Raw genomic sequence first — 17716 nt, 5'->3', positions numbered from 1 at the left:
TTCGCATCGCGGTCTCCCTCTCGAAAGGGCACACCGCCGATGACGGGAACAACGGGAACAACGGGAACAAACGTCGTGGCCTGGGTGGGTGGTGTCCTCTACCTCTTCATCGTGGGCCTACTGGTGGGGGGTGCGACGCGGGCTTCGGGCACGCTTCACGCCGTCGGAGCACTGCTGGCTGTGAGCCTTCTCGTCGGTGTGCTGCGACGGACGCCGCTGCTGGCTCTGGCCATGACGCTCTTCGGATCCACTGCCGTGGTGGTGGGCACTCCCAGCTCCGTCCACGCGAGCCTGTCGGTGTCGTACCAGGGCCAGTTTCTGTCGTATCTGGCGGTGGACCTCGTCCTGGGTTTCATCGTCGCCACCCGCGCGCGGCGAGCTTCGGTCCTCGCCGTGGCCGTCTCGTTCGTCGTGCAGCTCCTGGTCGTCGGCAGCTTCTCCCACGGGGACAACCTGACCGTCAACGGCGTGATCGCCCTCCTGGCGATGGGCACATCCTGCATGGTCGGTCTGCTGAGCCGCGAGCGGCGCGAGCACGCGGTGGCGCTGCGTACGCAGGAGGTGGCCGAGGCGGTGACCGCCGAACGGCTGCGGATCGCACGGGAGTTGCACGACATGGTCGCGCACAGCATCGGCATCATCGCCATCCAGGCCGGGGTGGGGAGCCGGGTCATCCGGACGCAGCCCGCAGAGGCCCGCGAATCCCTCCTGGCCATCGAGGCCACCAGCAGAGAGACTCTGTCGGGCCTTCGGCGCACCCTGGTGGCGCTTCGGCAGGCCGACTTGGGCGCGGCGACCTCGGAAGAGGCGCCCCTTGCGCCCTCGCCGGGGCTTGCGGACATCGAACGGCTGGCGGCGGCGACCGCGGACGCCGGGGTACGCGTCGACCTGCGCCGCAGCGGGGAGGAGCGCCCGCTGCCGGCCGACATCGACCTGTCCGCCTACCGCATCGTGCAGGAGGCCCTGACCAACGTGGTCCGCCACGCGGGCACCGGGTGTTGCCGGGTGGCCATCGACTACGGGGGCGAGGAGCTGTCCGTGGAGGTCGTCGACGACGGGCGCGGCCCCACGGCGAACGGGGGCGTGACCCACGGCTTCGGCCTCGTGGGCATGCGGGAGCGGGTCGGCCTGCTGCACGGCCACCTCAGCGCCGGACCGCGTCCCGAGGGCGGCTTCCGGGTGGCGGCTCGGCTGCCGCTGCCCGAACCCGTCGGAGCTTCGGTGGAGGCCCGATGACCGGCCATCCCGTACGTGTCCTGCTCGCCGACGACCAGCCGCTGGTGCGGTCCGGTCTGCGGGTTCTCATGGCCGAGCACCCCGACCCGGAGGTCGTCGGTGAGGCCGCCACCGGCGCCGAGGCGGTCCAACGGGTCGGCGAGGTCGGTCCCGACGTCGTGGTGATGGACATCCGGATGCCCGTCATGGACGGGATCGAGGCCACTCGCCTGATCACCGCCGGTGCGGCAACCACCCGCGTCCTCGTCCTGGCCACCTTCGACGAGGACGACTACGTCTACGGCGCGCTCCGGGCCGGCGCGAGCGGCTTCGTGGTCAAGGACATGGCGCTGGACGACATCCTCGCGGCGATCCGCGTCGTCGCCGCAGGCGATGCCCTGATCGCACCGGGGGTGACGCGCCGCCTGATCAAGGACTTCGTCGGCCGCCCCGGGGCCGCCCCGGAGCGGGTCCCACGGCCTGTCGAGGGCATCACCGAGCGGGAACGGGAAGTGCTGACCCTGGTCGGACGCGGCCGCTCGAACACCGAGATCGCCGCGGATCTCTTCATCACGGTGGCCACCGCCAAGTCGCACGTGTCCCGGCTGCTCGCCAAGCTGGGCGCGCGGGACCGGGTTCAGCTCGTGATCACCGCCTACGAGATGGGCCTGGTCACGCTGCCTCACTGAGCGCGCCCTGGGCCTTCCCACAAAGCGGATGACGGGAATCGACCCCGCGCTCTGACCTTGGGAATCACCCGACGCTTCGGCCAGGACAGGGTCCTGACCTGCGGAAACGACCGTCAGTGGCCCCGATACTTGGTGCGGTGTGGTGTCGGTCCTCTTGCTGACCGCTGTTTACCGTCCCTACCGGCACGTTGTGGCACGACGTTCGCCGGGGATCAGGAGGGATCCGCGGCCCACCCGGCGGTGCGGGCGGTACTGAGATTCCCGGAAGGAAGCTCACCCCGGGCGCTCGCCGAAGGCCCGGCCGACGCCGGGGCGGCGAAAAGCCTGGCGTGCGCGGCCGACGGAACCGGGTAACGTCTTTGTCATGTTCTTCCAGACGCCGATTTACAGGTGAGGGCGTGACGGGCCCCCGCTGACGTCCTTCGTCGCCGCGCCCGTCCCCAACCGATGAATCCGTAGATCACTTCACATCATCACCGGGAGAACCCGTGACCGACAGCAAGAACATCAACAACCCCGTGGGCCAGGGCGGCGGCCAGCGCAAGAAGCTGTCCCGCGCCGAACGGCGGAACAACGGTCCGCATCGCAACCTCGACCGCCAGGGTGCCGCCGAGCAGAAGGCGGAGCTGGTGCGCAAGATGCGAGAGAAGGCACGCGCGGCTGAGGGCGCCGGGCAGGCGGGCGACGACACCGCACAGAGCTGACACCCCGCCGCCGCAGGACGGCACTGCCCGGGGCTGGGCCCGGGAAGTGGCGGCCGGCCTTGACGGGTGGTGCAGGCGGCTCGAGAGAAGGCTGCCGCGCAGACGTAACGGAGAGCATGTGGTGCACAAGTGGTGCGCGGCTCCTGGATAGGCCTAGACAACGAAGAAGGCCCAGGTCACTGCCCTGGGCCTTCGTTCAAGAGCGGATGACGGGAATCGAACCCGCGCTCTGAGCTTGGGAATCACCCGGCACTTGGGCCCGGGAAATGACCCTGACCTGCGGGAACACCCATCGAAGGCCGCTTTCTGGACGCCTCGTCGACCCCTTTGTTGTCCGCTCTTTACCGCCTCTATTGGCACGTTATGGCACGACGGGGCTGCCTGACCGTTGTGTGCCTCGACGGCCCCACGGCACAGCGTGCGCTGCCGGAGCGAGAACGCGGTGCCTGCTGCAGCGGACACGTCAAGTGGAAGTACGATGCGGGGGCAGATCACCTCGATCCCTGGACGCGTGGGTTCCCCCGTGCTCGCGTGTGCCTGCCGGACGCGGGCGAGATCCTTCGCCCGCGTCCCGCTTTGTCGTTGCCATGGGGGGTGGGCGAGACAGGGGACCGTGTTGGACACCGGCCTACTGATGGCGAACCGTTACGCGCTCGAAGAGCTGCTGGGCCGTGGGGGCATGGGGGAGGTCTGGCGGGCCACGGACCGGATGCTGAACCGGCCGGTCGCGGTCAAGCTGCTGCTCCCCGGGGGCGACGGCGTCGCGGCCGAGCGTTTCCAACGAGAAGGTCGTATCTCGGCCCGTCTCAATCACCCGAACATCGTCGCGGTGTACGACTACGGCACACACGACGACCGCCTTTTCCTCGTCATGGAGTTCGTCGAAGGCCGCAGTCTGGCCCAGGAGCTGGCCGCCCATGGGGCGCTCGCGCCTGACCGGATGGAGCGCATCGCCGGCCAGGTCGCGGAGGGTCTGGCCGACGCCCATCGGCATGGCGTCGTCCACCGCGACATCAAGCCCGGCAACCTCGTGCTCGCCGCCGACGGCTCTGTGAAGATCGCCGACTTCGGGATCGCGTACCTCGCGGACGACGTCGCTGCCGCGCTCACCACCACGGGCGAGGTGATGGGCACCACCACGTACCTCGCTCCCGAGCGTGCCCAGGGCCGACCGGCCGTGCCGGCCTCCGACGTCTACGCGCTCGGCTGTGTCCTGTATGAACTTCTCGCCGGACAACCGCCGTTCCGCACGCACAGCGTGGGCGGCACGATCTACCAGCACATCAGTGCCGCGCCCACGCCGCTCGGTAAGCTCCGCGCGGGGGTTCCGGGCGCCGTGGACGACTATGTCCATCGTCTGCTGGCCAAGGACCCGGCCACGCGTCCCACCGCGGCCGAGGTGGCGGACTGGTTCAACAACTGGACTTCGTCAGGCACATCCCGGTGGCCCGCTGCCATGCCGCCCGCCTCTCCGAACCGGACGGCGCGCCTGGCCGTGCCCGGCCCGCCCCGGAAGCCGCCCACCCGACGGCGCGGGCGGGCGAGGATACTGGCGGGCGTCGTCGGCGCGGCAGCCGTCGGTACCGTCGTCGTCGTGGGCATGACCGTGAACAGCGGGGAGCGGGGCCAGACCGGCCCCCAGCCCGCACCGCCGAGCCTGACGCCGCCTCCCGCAACGGCCTCCCCCTCGCCTTCGGACACCGCCACCAGTGTGCCGTCGACGGAGACAGCCCCTACGCTGACGACCGAGCGGAGCAGCACGGCCCCGTCCACCGCGCCGGCGAAGAAGACGGCGGAAAAGAAGACGGCGGAGAAGAAGCAGGGAAAGAAGGGCCGACGGTAGCCGGTCGCCCGTCATGCGAAGACCGGCCAAGGCCGTCGTCTTCGCGATCGGCGTCGGGCCAGCCGAATCGCCGGAGCGGATCACGGTGCCGCACGTTGGCTTCAAGGGCTCTCGCGGGAGCGTGGCTGACAGTGGCGAGGGGACGCCTGCCGTCATCGATTCGGTGACGCGCCGGCTCGCACCGGCGGTCAGGGCCACCACCCTCTCACCCGCGGCCACGACGGCCTGCCGGGCGTTCACGGCGGCGACGGTCGCCTGCCGGTTCTGGAGCGGAAGCGTCATGGCGCTGTCGAGCTCTTCCGCGCAGCGGTCGCGCCATCAAGATCATTTCGTCGAGTGGAAGGACCTTATCCGCGCCTCCCCGCTGGCCCGGCACATGGAGCTCGTCACCTGGCTCAAGTCCGACCACGGCGTGGGCCACGCCCTTGCTTCGCCATGGCAACGGCCGGGCATCGCCCCGCACCCGGTGCTCCTGCGTGCCGGCGAGTTCAGTCGAGCTCGCAGCCGATGCCGAGTATCAGCGCCAAGCGCCTCTTGGGTACGGAACCGAACTTCCGGCGAACGTTCATGATGCAGTTGCGCGCGGTTCCGACGGTGATGCCCAGACGGTCGGCGATTTCCACCGCGGTGAACCCCTGGGCCGCGAGCACCACGACATCGCGCTCGCGGGGCGTGAGCCCGGCGTTCACCTGGTGGCGCTGGTTTTCCGGCACATGGAGCAGGCCGCGGTGCAGTGAGCGGTCGCGGGCGAGCATGGCCAGTGATCTGTCGGCTCCCGCCGAGGTGAGGAGCTCGGCGGCGCGGTCGAGGGCGTGGGCCCGTCCGGGCGGGAAGGGGGCGACCTTCGCCGCGGCGTGGTAGGCGCGGCCCGCGGTGATGGGTTCGTCCATGTCGGCGAGGGCGTCCGCGCCCTCGATGAGCGAGGCCCAGCCGCGCTTGCCGGCGAGGCGTCCCTCGACGACCGAACGGATCGCGGCGGCGCGCGGATGGGGCGACCAGAACCGGGACATGGCGGCGGCCTCGTCCCGCGCCGCGTCCGGTGCGATCTCGGTCAGCGCGAGCAGGGCGTCCTCCCAGCCGAAGTGGTGCTCGGCATCGCGTGCCTTCCGCAGGATCTGCGGCAGGCCGCGTGCCGGGCGCGGCTCGCGGCGCGCATGCCGTATGTACGCGAGGGTCGCCGCCGCGCTCGCGCCGCAGGGAGGCGACGTCGCGTACGCCACCGTGACGACCGCCTCGAGGTCGTCGTGCTCGAGGCGGCGGGCCGTCTCGAACGTCACCGCGGCGGCGACCGCGCTGCCGATCTCGCGGATGCCCGGTGCGGCGCCCGCCATCGCGACCGCGGCCTGCTCCCGCGCGGCGTTCAGGTCTCCCGTACGGTGACGCACCAGCGCCTCGACTGCGGCGAACTTGTTGACCCAGGGCCCTCGGCCCACCACCCGGCCGCGCGCCACGGCCTCCAGGGCGGTCGAGTAGTCCCCGACGTACACGCAGGTCAGCGCCCAGTTCACATAGTTCAGCGAGGCGATCTCCCCGGTAACCGCGTCGAGGTCGGCCGGCAGCAGCGAGGCGGCCTGGCGCCAGCGGCCGGGTGCGCGCTTGCGTCCCTGGTAGGTCTCCCCCGCGGCGAGCATGCCGGCGACGAGAGCGATGATCCACGGCTTGCCGGACCGCTTGGCCAGAGACAGCGCCCGGCGGGCGAGCTCGCGCCGGTAGGAGGGGCTGAGGCCGGCGTCGGCGGGGAAGGACATGCGGCTCAGGGCGAGGGCCTGTCCTCCGACGTCGCCCGCCGCGGTGAACTCGAAGAGGGCCCGGGTGCCGTACTCGGCCATCGCCTTCCCCCGCGCGGCCCGTGCCTGGGCGAGGAACACCGCACCCCGTGCGCGGGGGGTGTGGCATGCGGCGGCCAACTCGTCGAGAAGCGCCCAGGGACCGGGGCCGGGAGCTCCCCACCGGGTGAGCATGGAGGCCATCTCGGCCAGGGCGATCCGGTCGTCGTCGGCGAGCCGCGGCCCCTCGGCCAGCAGGGTGCGCAGCGTGTCGAAACCGAGGTCGGCCCGGCCCCTGAGCGCGGCCAACTCCGCGACACGGAGCTGTTCCTGCACCGTGGCCGACACGTTCTCGGCGAAGGACGCGTGGGACGAGCCCGACAGGAGCGGGCGCTCGGAGGCATTGTCGGTCATGGGTGAAGCAAGAATAGGTGCAGTTCTTGGATTGTCCAGGGGGCGGAACCGAGGCTTTCATTTGCGTCGACGGACCGCGGCCGTCGCCTCTCTTCCAGCCGAGGACTGCCCATGAACGCATCCCGCAAGTTGGTCGTGTCCGCGCTCACCGCTGCGCTGATGGCGACACCGACGGTCGCCAGCTCCGCGACCGATGACCAGCCTGCCGGCCCGGCTCTCGCCGTCGCCGGTGACGTCCCGCAGGAATCCACGGACGTACGGCGTGGCCTGCCGACCCTGGCGCCCACCGAAGAGCAGCACGCGGCCGTGGCGGCGCTGTTGAAGTCCACCCCGGGAGACGTATCGCCGAAAGTCACCTGGAACCCCACGTACGGGACGCCGCGCACCGTGCGCGTGCCCGGTGGATATCTCACCGGTCCGCGGGCCGGCGACCCGCTCGCGATCGCGAGGGACTGGCTCCAGGCGCACCGCACGGCCTTCGGCCTGTCCGTCGTGGACGTCGAGGCGCTCGCGGTGCGGCGTAACCACGAACTCCCGGGCATCGGTGCCAGGGTGGTGAGCTTTACGCAGACCTTCGACGGCGTCGAGGCCGTGCACGGCGGCGTGCTGACCGTGACCGTGGCCAAGGACGGCCGAGTGCTCTCCTACGCCGGTGACCCGGTACGGAGCGGCGGCCTGCTCGCCGGGTTCGACAAGTCCCCGTCCGACGCGCTCGTCGCCGTCGTGTCGGCGCTGTCTCCCGCGTCGGACTACGTTCCTCTGCCGACAGGCAAGACCCAGGCCGGCTACCAGGTGTTCGCGGCCGGGCCGTTCGCACAGGTGCAGCGCGTCCGCAAGGTCGCGTTCCCGACGGCCGGCGGCGCCCGCCCGGCGTACAGCGTGCTGTTCGTCAAGAGCCTCGACGAGGCGTGGGGCGTGGTCGTCGACGCGGCGACCGGAGACACGCTGGCCAGGCAGTCGCTGGTGCAGCACGAGGGCCCGCTGGAGCCCGAGGGCACGGTCTACGAGAACTTCCCGGGCGCTCCGCAGGGCGGCGGGCCGGTCATCAAGAGCTTCGGCCCTAATCCGTCGTCGCCGGGCGGCTGGGTAGACCCGAGCGGGGCCGCGGGGCTGCCCGGACCCACCACGCTCGGCAACAACGCCAACTCCTTCGCGCAGTACACGGCGCCCCTGGCGCCGACCGACGAGCACAACCGGCCGCTCAGCCCGACGGCGCAGTTCAACTACGCGTACGGCGCCAACTGGGCGCGTACCAAGGGCCAGACGCTGCCGCCGTCGTACGTGCTGGACCGCGACCCGGCGGTGACCAACCTCTTCTACCACCACAACCGGATCCACGACGAGTACTACCAGTTCGGCTTCACCGAGACCGCGGGCAACTTCCAGGTCAACAACTTCGGCAAGGGCGGCCAGGGCGGCGACCCCATCAGCGGCCTCGCGCACTCCGGTGCCGCGACCGGTGGCGCGCCGACGTACCTCGGTCGGGACAACGCCAACATGCTGACCCTGCCCGACGGGATCCCGTCGTTCTCCAGCATGTACCTGTGGGAGCCGATCAACGACGCGTTCGAGGGGCCGTACGCCGACGGCAATTTCGACCAGACCGTCATCCAGCACGAGTTCAGCCACGGCCTGTCCAACCGGTACGTCGGCGGCGGCGGGCTCGGCTCGCTCGGCGGTGAGCAGTCCGGTGCGATGGGCGAGGGCTGGGGAGACTGGTACGCCATCAACCACCTGGGCCGCGAGGGGCTCTACGACAAGGCCGTGGTCGGCGAGTACGCCGTGGGCAACGCCGAGCGGGGGATCCGCAACTGGGCGTACGACAAGAGCCCGTTGACGTACGGCGACTACGGCTACGACATCACGGGTCCCGAGGTCCACGCGGACGGCGAGATCTGGACCGCCATGCTCTGGGACCTGCGCCGAGCCCTGGTGGAGCGGTACGGCGAGAAGGCGGGCAGCGACGTCGCCGAGCACCTGGTGACCGACGCCATGCCGCTGGCCCCGCCGTCGCCGTCGTTCCTCGACATGCGCGACGCCATCCTCGACGCGGACACCCTCCGGTTCCACGGCGACAACACCGACACCATCTGGACCGCGTTCGCCCGCCGCGGCGCGGGCCGGTCGGCGGCGACGGCAGGGCCCGACGACACCGACCCGAAGCCGGGCTTCGACCACGCGGCCCCCTCGCGCAACGGCATGCTCGCGGTCAAGCTGGTGAACGCCTCCACCGGCGAGCCCGTCCAGGACGCCCGGGTGATCATCGGTGAGTTCGAGGCCCGGGTGACACCTCTCGGCACGTCGAGTCCGGGCGGTGTCGTCTCGGCGCCGATGGTCGACGGCACCTACACGATGACCGTGCAGGCGCGCGGTTTCGGCATCCAGAAGTTCCGGGGCATCCAGGTGCAGTCGGGCAGGACGACCGCACGCACCCTCAAGCTGGCGCCGAACCTCGCCTCGAAGCACAACGGCGCGACCGTCGTGAAGACGTCCAGCCAGGACGACGGCCTTCCCGCGAGCTTCCTGATCGACGACACCGAGGCGACCGCCTGGAAGACCAAGGACTCGGGCAAGCCGTACAACTCCGGCGCCCACCAGGTCGCCGAGGTGAAGCTGGCCAAGGAGGCGAAGGTCTCCAGCATCGCGGTGAGCACGCTCAAGCCGACGACGGTCGGACGGTTCAACGTCACGAAGGACTTCACGGTCCAGACCTCGACCGATGGTGTGCTGTGGCAGACGGTCGAGGCGGGCACCTTCGGTGCTGCCGCCCCGCGGCCGGCGGCCCCCGACATGTTGATCCAGACCCTGAAGCTGGACACGCCGGTCAGGGCGAGCCACGTCCGGGTCTTCGTCGACTCCATCCAGGGCGAGACGAAGACGTACGCCGTGCTGTCCGAACTGCAGGTGTTCGGCGACGCCTCCGGTGTCGAGCCGCTGCCGTTCACACCGGACGCACCGGTCAGCGAGTCGGGAACGATCCAGGCCGGTCAGCCGCAGGGACTGTGGTACCTCCCGGGCACCGAGCCCTACCGTCCCGGCGTGACCGTGGCCTCGTGGCAGGCCGCCTGCGGCACACCGCCGGCGGCTCAGGGCGCCGACGCGTGGATCACGAAGCTGCCGGCCGGCTGGGGCGACGGACTGCACGTGGCGTCGTACACCGAGCCGGAGAGCCAACTTGGCGAGATGCAGATGTTCTTCTACGACTCGGCGTGCAAGCCGATCACCGGCGACTTCGCGACTCCCGGCCAGAAGGCCGTGATCGCCCCGGGCGCGGCCTACGTCGGGCTGCTCTACCTGTACGGCGCCGACTACAAGTTCACCCTCACCGCTCGGCAGGCCGGCTGACCATCGGTGCTCCCGTCCGTCACCCAGGAGAGGAACACATGTCCCACAACCGCAGATTTACTCTGGCCGCGTCGCTCGTCAGCGCCGCCGCCCTGTTGAGCACATCGGCCGGCCTCGCGCATGCCGGCACCAACGACCCGCTGAGAGGCGGTCAGTGGGGCCTGGACCAGGTCCGCGCCGAACAGGCGTGGACCACCAGCACCGGCACGGGTGCCGTCGTGGCCGTCGTCGACACCGGGGTGGACCTGACCCACCCCGATCTCAAGGGAAACCTGGCGGCCGGCGCTACGTTCACCGGCTGCGGCAAGCAGGCCCAGCCGTGTGGGAACGGCGACTTCCGCGGCCCCGACGGACAGAACAACGGCGACGAGCACGGCACCCATGTCGCAGGCATCGTGGCCGCCGTCGCGGGCAACGGCACCGGTGTCGCCGGTGTCGCGCCGAACGCCAGGATCATGCCGGTCAAGGTGCTGGAGGACGGCAGCGGCACCTTCGAGGACATCGCCGCGGGCATACGGTGGTCGGTGGACCATGGTGCCGATGTGATCAACATGAGCCTCGGCGGGCTTGCGGGAACCCAGGTCCTCACGATCACCGGCCTGGAGACTTCGGTGACCGACGCGATCGCGTACGCCAACGCCCAGGGCGCGACGGTCATCGTCGCCGCCGGGAACTCGGCCACCGCGCTCTGCAACACCCCGGCGTGGGAGCCCGGTGCCATCTGTGTGGCTTCGACCGACCGCAACGAGCTGAAGAGCTGGTTCTCCGAACTGCCGAACAAGCCCGGCCTGAAGGCCGTCGCCGCTCCCGGCGGTGCGGGTCTGATCTCCTGCGAGGACGACATCGTGTCCACCGTGCCGGCCGGCACCGGATCCGCGTCCTGCGGCCAGAAGGACTACGACTATTACGCCGGCACGTCGATGGCCACGCCGCACGTGGCGGGTGTCGCCGCCCTGCTCTTCGCGCAGGGCCGGACTCTGGCCAACGTCGAGGACGCGCTGCTCGACACGGCCCGTCAGCCGGGCACCGGACTGACGGGGGTCTACTCACCGGCCTTCGGCTGGGGCGTCGTGGACGCATCTGCCGCTGTGCAGTATGCCGGTGCGGCCGCCGGCAAGGGCCGTAAGGGCACTACGCAAAAGCGCTGAACCGATCGCTCTCCACCGATCGACACGAGGCGGCCACCTGGGTGCACTGGGTGGCCGCCCCCGTCCATCCGTGCAGGCGAAGGGCGACGAGCAGGCGTGACACGGGCTCTCAGATGCCGGGCGGGAAGGTCGACCAGGCGAGTAAGAAGGGCGGGAAGGGCACCGGGATCACCGGGGCCGCCCGGGACCTCGCGTTCGTCACCGCCGGCGAGGCACCGGTCACCACGCCCGGGGCTGCCGCTCCGGCCGCGATGCTCATCGAGTGGGGCGATAAGAACTGGACCACGGTGTACGCGGTGCCCCCGAAGCCCAGTCGGGCGCCACCGAGATCTCGGCGGATGAGGACTTCGCCCTCGCGCTGAAGGACGGCCGGGTCATCGCGTGGGACAACGGCAAGCGGAAGGCACAGCAGAATAGGTCTAGATAATAAACAAGCCCCAGTCGCTGACCTGGGGCTTCGTTCAAGAGCGGATGACGGGAATCGAACCCGCGCTCTGAGCTTGGGAATCACCGCTGTCCGGCTCGATCATCTCGCTTTTGACCTGCGGGAACATGCTCTGGTGGGACTGGTTCCCCAGGCTCGTGGGCACCCGTGTTGACCACTGTTGTCCACCCTGAAGGGCACGGTTGGGGCACGCGCGAGAGCGGCCACCAAGGCCGGGTCAGCCGTTGGACAGTGTCGTCGCCACCGACTGGAACCAGGCGCCGTAGGAGAATGGCTCGGGCGGGCCGACCTCCATGCCGAGTTCGGCAGCGGCCAGGGCGTAGTCGCCTTCGTCCAGGGGGAGCGCGAGCAGCTCGTGCAGCTCGCCCACGAGGCGTGCGACCAGCTGGGGATCGGTGGTGGCGGAGTAGTCGGCGAGGGCGGCGTCGTGGTCGGGGAACTCGTCGACGATGTCCTGAGAGAACCAGCTGCCGAGCAGTTGTGCGGTCTCGGGGAAGCGCGCGTGCCACTCCCAGTGCGTCTGGGGGGTCGACGGTTCCGGGACGTCGCCTTCCTCGATGCTCTTCTTCAGGTGGTCGGCCAGCACCATCAACCAGTCGCGGATCTCGGACTGGGGCATCCCGGTGTCCGGGATCGCGTAGAACTCGCCCAGGTCCCGCCGGATGCGGCCCGGAGGGTTGCGGCTGTACTCGCGCAGCTGGCGTTCCGCCTCGGCGATGGCCGAGGGGCGGGTGTGCCAGGTGTGACGGAGGTACGCCTCAAGGGCGCGGCTGCGCCGCTCCGGGGTGTCGTCGGCAGGCTGCCCCAGGTACGCGCGCATCACCTGGTCCAGCTCGCCGTAGCGGCGGTCGTGTTCGAGGGGCTTCATGGACATGTGCGTGCGGTCCCTACAGGTAGAACGGGAGGGTCGTGTGGACGACGAAACCGTGCGGGCTCGACGGCTCACGTCGCAGCACCACGCGCGCCGCGCGCACCTCGACGGGCCCGCGTCCGGCCAGCAGGTCGCCCTCCAGCTGGACCCGGCCCACGGACTCCTCGCGGGAGGGCCAGGCCGCCTCGATGGCGAGGCGGGCCCGGGTGCCCTGGGCGAGCCAGCGGTGGATGACCTGCTCGTTGGCGTTCACCACCTGCTGGGTGGCCCAGTGGGCGGTCTCCCGGTCGGGGTATGTCGCGGATCGCGTCAGCATGGTCACCTTCCTCCAAGACACCGGGAACGGTTGATTCCCGGTCCCTCTGCGTATTTCTCAGTTCGCGTTGAACGACCAGAAGACCCCGACCTCGTCCGCGCTCACGGCGATCAGTCCGAGGTCCATCATGTAGTCGGTGAAGGCCCGGCCGCCGGCGAGTTCACCGGCGAGGAATTCCGGCGAGGCGGAGGTCCGGGCCAGGTCGGAGGAGGTACGGAAGACGGCGTCGGCACCGAACCGGCCGAGCACCGTCCGGGCGTCGGCCAGCACATCGTCCCGGTCTGCGCGTGTCCGGACGGGGCGGGTCTCGAAGAACCACTCCTGAGTCAGAGAGGCGAGCAGCTCAACGGCGGCACAGGCTGTGACGGGATACGTCCACGCGTGCACCTGCTCGGCTGTGAGCGGCAGGAAAGGATAGGAAGGACGGATGTTCTCGCGTCCCCCCTTGTCGATCTGCCACTTCAGCGTCCGCCGACCCTGGGGATCGGTGACCGACCGGTCCATGACGGCCAGGACGTCCCACGCCCAGTCGTCGTGCCGTCGGGGCCCGGTCATCGCAAAGGTGTACACGTCGTCGAGGAGCCGCTCCAGCGCGGCGTCCCAGGCAGTGCTGTCAGAGCTGTCAGCGCTGTTAATGGGGTGCATTCGGCTTCCGGTCGGTCGGTCGTTCACGGGGTGGGCATGGAGGTGTAGATGATGTAGGGCGGATCGAGCCTGGAATCGTATTTCAGGATCGTTTTCACGTTCTTGACGTCGACCGCCATCGCGTTGAGCCCGTGGTCCTTGTACCCGGTCCCCGGGAGGTTCTTGGTCGGGTCGTTCGGATCGGGGGTGGGCTGCTTACCCATGTACGTGCCGTTGACCTCGCCGTTGGGGGCCGGGCTCGTGAACGCCTCCGTCTTCCCCTCCGGAGGATTGGTGGCCAGCCACGCGTCGATCTCGGACTGCTTGGCCCGCAGGTTGTGTTCCGTCAGCCGCTGCGCATTGGCCGTGTCCTTGAAGGACGACGAGCCGCCGATCGTGGGCCTGCGCTGTTCCGGCCAGTTGTTGTGGTCTTGGGCCTGGTCGCGCAGGCGTTGGGCGAGCTGCTCGTCGGTCTTGCCGACGTGCTTGTCCAGGGTGTGGCCGCCACCCAGGTACTCGTTGCTCGCCAGGTCGAAGGCGTGATTGCCGTTGGAGCCGGTTTCCGTCCACCGCTGCTGGTGTTTGAACTCGTCCAGGGCACGGGCGCCGAAGCCGTGCGCGCGGGCGACGCCGGCCTCGAACTTGGGGGCGCTGAGGTACGCCTCGTCCAGCGGCGCCTTCAGACGTCCATGCGGGTGGTCAGACCCGCCAGGATGCCGGTGTACGTGTCGACGATCCGGTTCAGCTTGGCCGTGTCGATGTTCAGCACGGTCTTGACGTCGAACGACAGGATCAGGCCCGCGCCCTTGCCGATCACGGACGTGACGGTGCCGAGGAGGCTCTTGGGGTTCTTGGGCTTGGCGAGGTCCTCGATGATCTCCTTGGCGGCCTTCCACATGGCGCGGTGGAGCTCGTCCGCGACGTCGCGGTTCAGATCGACGGCGGCTTCGGCGTACTCGCGCAGGATGGTGGCGATGTTGTCGGCCGTGTCCTTCAGCACGGCCAGGACGGGCTCGCTGCCCGTGGGGACGCGGGGCGTGCCGGGCCCGGAGTTGGCGGTCTGACCCCACTGGTAGCCGTGGAGCGACCGCCCCCAGTCCGTCCCGCCCCACAGGGCGCCGCAGAACGTCCGCATGGCGGCTTCCCAGTCGGCCTGCTGGTGGTTGGTGATGGCTCCGACGGCCTGGGTGAGCTGGTCCGCCCCCAGCGACGCTGTGATGGAGACGTTCATCCAGCTGTGGCACAGGGAGTTGAGATAATGCTGCTGCGGGAAGGGGTGGACGTCCGCGACCTTGCCGACCCGGAACACGTGCTTGCACAGCGGTTGGAGGACGTCCCGGACGATCTCCGGGATTCCCTCCATCAGACCGCGCAGGATGTCGTCGCCGCCGTCGTCGTCACCCCACTTGATGTCGGGTACGGAGCCGAACTTCGGGGCCTTGTCGATGACCGCCGGCCGCGGGCGCTGCTCGGCCGTCGTGCCCGGCTTGGGGTGGGCCGCCGCGTCCGCCTTGCTGTAGGCGTTGGCCGTCTCGGTGAACCCCACGGCGACGCCGCCGACGCTGAGCACGGACCGGCCCCAGACCTCCAGCCAGCGGTCGCCGATCTTCTTGTACGCCTGGGCGAACTTCTGGGCCTCGGTTCCCGCGCCTCCGGCGTCGGGGTACTGGCCCAGCTCCTCCAGGAGCGTGTGGGCACCGCGCACGAGGAAGTCCTGCTGCGCGGCGACCCGGCCGGAGACCGACCAGAGGTCGCTCGGCTTGACGTCGATGGTGCCGTTGCCGCCGGGCGGCTGGGCGGGGGTCGACGGTCCCGCCATCAGGCGCCGCCTCCCCAGCCTTCGAGTACGGACCTGTTGGCCGCGGCGTAGTTGAGGTGGCCCTTGACCACGACCTCGTGGAGCCAGGCCTGGGCGGCCTTGAGGTCGTCGGCGGAGTGGCTCCACTTGTCCAGTTCGTCGATGAACGCCTCGCGGGTCTGGCCGTCCCAGCTCAGTACGACCTTGGTGGCCCGCCGGTACAGCGCCTCCAGCTTCTCGTTGAGGGCGCCGAGGATCTCCTCCAGCTCCCCCGAAAGGCGCTGCAGCGTGGCGAAATCGACGGTGATCCGATCATCGTCCTGCATGGTGCTGATCCCCCGTGGTTCAGACTTCAAGAATGCGGCTCTTCGGCTGCCCGGCGTCCGGCGCGGGCGCCGGGTCGGGCACGCCGAGGGCGCGGGCGGCGGCGGCCACGTCCTCGCCCTCCTGCATCCGCCGTATCCGGGCCAGGGTGTCGAGCTCCTGCTCGGTGAAGCCGTCGCGCGAGGCGCGTATGGCCGCCTCCAGGAGGATCATCACCTGGCGGATGCGTACGGCGTCCTCGGCGACGCCGCGGTGCAGGGAGCGGTACGCGGTGGCCGTGGGTCCCTGCCAGCCCGCGGCGATCCTGTCGACGACCTCGTCCATGCGGCGGGTCTGCTGTTCCAGATGCCCCTGCATCTCGTCGAGGTCGTTCGCCAGCCTGGTGAGGCTGTCCTCCGAGACGTCCAGATCGGCGTTTCGCATCCTGAGCCCCCGCTCGTCGCGCTGTTCACACGCATGTCCCCCTGTACGGCTGTTTCACCCTATGGGGCGGGCCCTGTCGAACGGGGGCGGGGGCTGTGTAAAGGCTGGAAAACGACGTAGCCCCAGGTCCCTGACCTGGGGCTACGTAGAAGAGCGGATGACGGGAATCGAACCCGCGCTCTGAGCTTGGGAAGCTCATGTTCTACCATTAAACTACATCCGCGCAGCGGACCGGTGATCGGTACCGCAGACTCGGACACTGTACCGCATGCCGAAGTTGTGGCGTACCTCCCTGTGACGGAGTGCCGCCTGGAGTGGTGTCCCGTTGATCCCCTAATGTGGCTGTCTCGTCACGCTCGTTGGGGAAGGGACTTGATGGGTTCGATGGAGCGCACCGTCGTCCGCTGTGCCGAGGGGCACGTGTTCAGTACCGCTTCGTTCCCGCTGCAGCAGCTCGGTGCCGGGCGGATCGGGCCGGGGCGGCTCATCCGGTGTCCACGGTGTGCGCGGCTGCGGCACGCGGTGCCGGTGGTGGAGTTCGAGCAGCGGCGCTGATGGTGGCCGGGGCGCGGGACCCTGCCGATTGGGGCAGGTCCGTGCCCTCTGCGTATCGTGGGGGCGTGCTTCTCTCAGACAAGGACATCCGGGCCGAGATCGACGCCGGACGGGTGCGCATCGACCCGTACGACGAATCCATGGTGCAGCCCTCGAGCATCGACGTGAGGCTTGACCGCTTCTTCCGGGTGTTCGAGAACCACCGCTACCCCCACATCGACCCCGCCGTCGAACAGCTCGACCTGACGCGTGAGGTCGAGCCGGAGGGTGACGAGGCGTTCATCCTGCACCCGGGCGAGTTCGTGCTCGCCTCGACGTACGAGGTCATCACGCTGCCCGACGACATCGCGTCGAGGCTTGAAGGCAAGAGCTCCCTCGGGCGGCTGGGGCTGGTCACCCACTCGACCGCCGGGTTCATCGACCCCGGCTTCTCCGGGCACGTGACCCTGGAGCTGTCGAACCTCGCCACGCTGCCGATCAAGCTGTGGCCGGGGATGAAGATCGGGCAGCTGTGCATGTTCCGGCTGAGCTCGCCCGCCGAGTTCCCCTACGGCAGCGAGCGGTACGGCTCGCGCTATCAGGGACAGCGGGGGCCGACGGCCTCGCGCTCGTTCATGAACTTCCATCGGACCCAGGTGTGAGGGGGCAGTCGTCATGAGTGAAGTACGCGAGAACCTGACGTACGAGGGGTTCGGGCGCGCCGTCCGCGAGCTCGCGCAGACCATCGCCGACGACGGCTACGAGCCCGACATCGTGCTCTCCATCGCCCGTGGCGGCGTCTTCGTCGCCGGCGGTCTGGCCTACGCGCTCGACTGCAAGAACATCCACCTCGTGAACGTGGAGTTCTACACCGGCGTCGGTACGACGCTGGAGATGCCGGTCATGCTCGCGCCCGTGCCGAACGCCATCGATTTCAGCGACAAGAAGGTGCTCATCGCCGACGACGTCGCCGACACCGGCAAGACCCTCAAGCTCGTCCACGACTTCTGCGTCGACCATGTCGCCGAGGTCCGCTCCGCGGTCGTCTACGAGAAGTCGCACTCGCTAGTGAAGTGCGAGTACGTGTGGAAGAAGACCGACGAGTGGATCAACTTCCCGTGGTCCGTCGAACCGCCCGTCGTGAAGCGTGAGGGCCAGGTCCTCGACGCCTGATCCCGTACGCCTGATCCCGTACGCCTGATCACGTACGCCTGATCCCGTACGCCTGATCCCGTACGGCTCATCCCGTACGACGAC

General features: G+C 69.7%; 17 protein-coding genes, 1 tRNA gene and 1 pseudogene. 10 read left to right on the top strand and 9 right to left on the bottom strand.

The features are described from left to right. The first annotated feature begins 180 nt into the window (after positions 1 to 180). From J7E93_RS36980 to J7E93_RS36975, 5 genes and pseudogenes are all read left to right on the top strand, one after another. Positions 181 to 1236 carry a sensor histidine kinase gene (locus J7E93_RS36980; protein ID WP_215068176.1) on the top strand — a complete coding sequence of 352 codons (1056 nt, stop codon included), beginning with the start codon at positions 181 to 183 and terminating at the stop codon, positions 1234 to 1236. Then, a complete protein-coding gene (locus J7E93_RS11700) occupies positions 1233 to 1904 on the top strand; it encodes a response regulator transcription factor (protein ID WP_215068174.1) in 672 nt (223 codons plus the stop codon). The genes J7E93_RS36980 and J7E93_RS11700 overlap by 4 nt, the downstream gene beginning before the upstream one ends. A 488-nt stretch (positions 1905 to 2392) precedes the next feature. Continuing rightward, positions 2393 to 2608, top strand: coding sequence for a DUF6243 family protein (locus tag J7E93_RS11695; protein ID WP_215068172.1), 216 nt, complete (start codon positions 2393 to 2395; stop codon positions 2606 to 2608). Between the two features lie 634 nt (positions 2609 to 3242). Further along, positions 3243 to 4451 carry a serine/threonine-protein kinase gene (locus J7E93_RS11690; protein WP_215068170.1) on the top strand — a complete coding sequence of 403 codons (1209 nt, stop codon included), beginning with the start codon at positions 3243 to 3245 and terminating at the stop codon, positions 4449 to 4451. A gap of 334 nt (positions 4452 to 4785) precedes the next feature. After that, positions 4786 to 4884: pseudogene (locus J7E93_RS36975) on the top strand (DUF4287 domain-containing protein); the annotation flags it as partial. Positions 4885 to 4939: 55 nt separating this feature from the next. Here J7E93_RS36975 and J7E93_RS11680 read toward each other — a convergent pair. Continuing rightward, positions 4940 to 6631 (bottom strand): helix-turn-helix transcriptional regulator, encoded by a 1692-nt coding sequence (locus J7E93_RS11680; protein WP_215068168.1) that lies wholly within the window; start codon positions 6629 to 6631, stop codon positions 4940 to 4942. 111 nt (positions 6632 to 6742) lie between these two features. Between J7E93_RS11680 and J7E93_RS11675 the strand changes: the two genes are divergently transcribed. Together J7E93_RS11675 and J7E93_RS11670 are read left to right on the top strand one after the other, a co-directional pair. Further along, complete coding sequence (locus tag J7E93_RS11675; protein WP_215068166.1) at positions 6743 to 9976, top strand: M36 family metallopeptidase; 3234 nt, start codon at positions 6743 to 6745, stop codon at positions 9974 to 9976. Between the two features lie 38 nt (positions 9977 to 10014). Further along, the gene (locus J7E93_RS11670) at positions 10015 to 11124 is read left to right on the top strand and encodes a S8 family peptidase (RefSeq protein WP_215068164.1); all 1110 of its coding nucleotides are present in this window, start codon (positions 10015 to 10017) and stop codon (positions 11122 to 11124) included. 662 nt (positions 11125 to 11786) lie between these two features. Here J7E93_RS11670 and J7E93_RS11665 read toward each other — a convergent pair. From J7E93_RS11665 to J7E93_RS11635, 8 genes are all read right to left on the bottom strand, one after another. After that, positions 11787 to 12443, bottom strand: coding sequence for a contact-dependent growth inhibition system immunity protein (locus tag J7E93_RS11665; RefSeq protein ID WP_215068162.1), 657 nt, complete (start codon positions 12441 to 12443; stop codon positions 11787 to 11789). Between the two features lie 13 nt (positions 12444 to 12456). Next, complete coding sequence (locus J7E93_RS11660; RefSeq protein ID WP_215068160.1) at positions 12457 to 12756, bottom strand: RNase A-like domain-containing protein; 300 nt, start codon at positions 12754 to 12756, stop codon at positions 12457 to 12459. A 57-nt stretch (positions 12757 to 12813) separates the two neighbouring features. Beyond that, positions 12814 to 13401 carry a hypothetical protein gene (locus tag J7E93_RS11655; RefSeq protein WP_215068158.1) on the bottom strand — a complete coding sequence of 196 codons (588 nt, stop codon included), beginning with the start codon at positions 13399 to 13401 and terminating at the stop codon, positions 12814 to 12816. 23 nt (positions 13402 to 13424) lie between these two features. Next, positions 13425 to 13874 carry an RNase A-like domain-containing protein gene (locus J7E93_RS36970; protein ID WP_285440902.1) on the bottom strand — a complete coding sequence of 150 codons (450 nt, stop codon included), beginning with the start codon at positions 13872 to 13874 and terminating at the stop codon, positions 13425 to 13427. Positions 13875 to 14059: 185 nt separating this feature from the next. Further along, entirely contained in the window at positions 14060 to 15199 is a 1140-nt protein-coding gene (locus tag J7E93_RS36965) for a hypothetical protein (RefSeq protein ID WP_251066404.1), read from the bottom strand. Then, the gene (locus tag J7E93_RS11645; RefSeq protein WP_215068155.1) at positions 15199 to 15504 is read right to left on the bottom strand and encodes a WXG100 family type VII secretion target; all 306 of its coding nucleotides are present in this window, start codon (positions 15502 to 15504) and stop codon (positions 15199 to 15201) included. Before J7E93_RS11645 ends, J7E93_RS36965 begins: the two co-directional genes overlap by 1 nt. A gap of 19 nt (positions 15505 to 15523) precedes the next feature. Beyond that, on the bottom strand, positions 15524 to 15925 hold the full coding sequence (locus J7E93_RS11640; RefSeq protein ID WP_215068153.1) for a WXG100 family type VII secretion target: 402 nt from the start codon (positions 15923 to 15925) through the stop codon (positions 15524 to 15526). A 152-nt stretch (positions 15926 to 16077) separates the two neighbouring features. Next, a tRNA-Gly gene (locus J7E93_RS11635) sits at positions 16078 to 16148 on the bottom strand. Between the two features lie 152 nt (positions 16149 to 16300). Here J7E93_RS11635 and J7E93_RS11630 point away from each other — a divergent pair. The 3 genes from J7E93_RS11630 (at position 16301) to J7E93_RS11620 (ending at position 17632) form a co-directional block, all read left to right on the top strand. Then, complete coding sequence (locus J7E93_RS11630; protein ID WP_215068151.1) at positions 16301 to 16480, top strand: hypothetical protein; 180 nt, start codon at positions 16301 to 16303, stop codon at positions 16478 to 16480. Between the two features lie 65 nt (positions 16481 to 16545). After that, positions 16546 to 17121: a dCTP deaminase gene (gene dcd, locus J7E93_RS11625; protein WP_017240230.1), complete on the top strand. Its 576-nt coding sequence runs from the start codon at positions 16546 to 16548 to the stop codon at positions 17119 to 17121. A 13-nt stretch (positions 17122 to 17134) separates the two neighbouring features. Beyond that, positions 17135 to 17632 (top strand): phosphoribosyltransferase, encoded by a 498-nt coding sequence (locus J7E93_RS11620; protein WP_215068149.1) that lies wholly within the window; start codon positions 17135 to 17137, stop codon positions 17630 to 17632. Positions 17633 to 17716 lie beyond the last annotated feature (84 nt).

The organism is Streptomyces sp. ISL-36, from assembly GCF_018614205.1.
Lineage (GTDB): Bacteria > Actinomycetota > Actinomycetes > Streptomycetales > Streptomycetaceae > Streptomyces.
The sequence above is the reverse complement of the archived record's forward strand: the minus strand, read 5'-3'. Positions and strand labels throughout refer to the sequence as shown.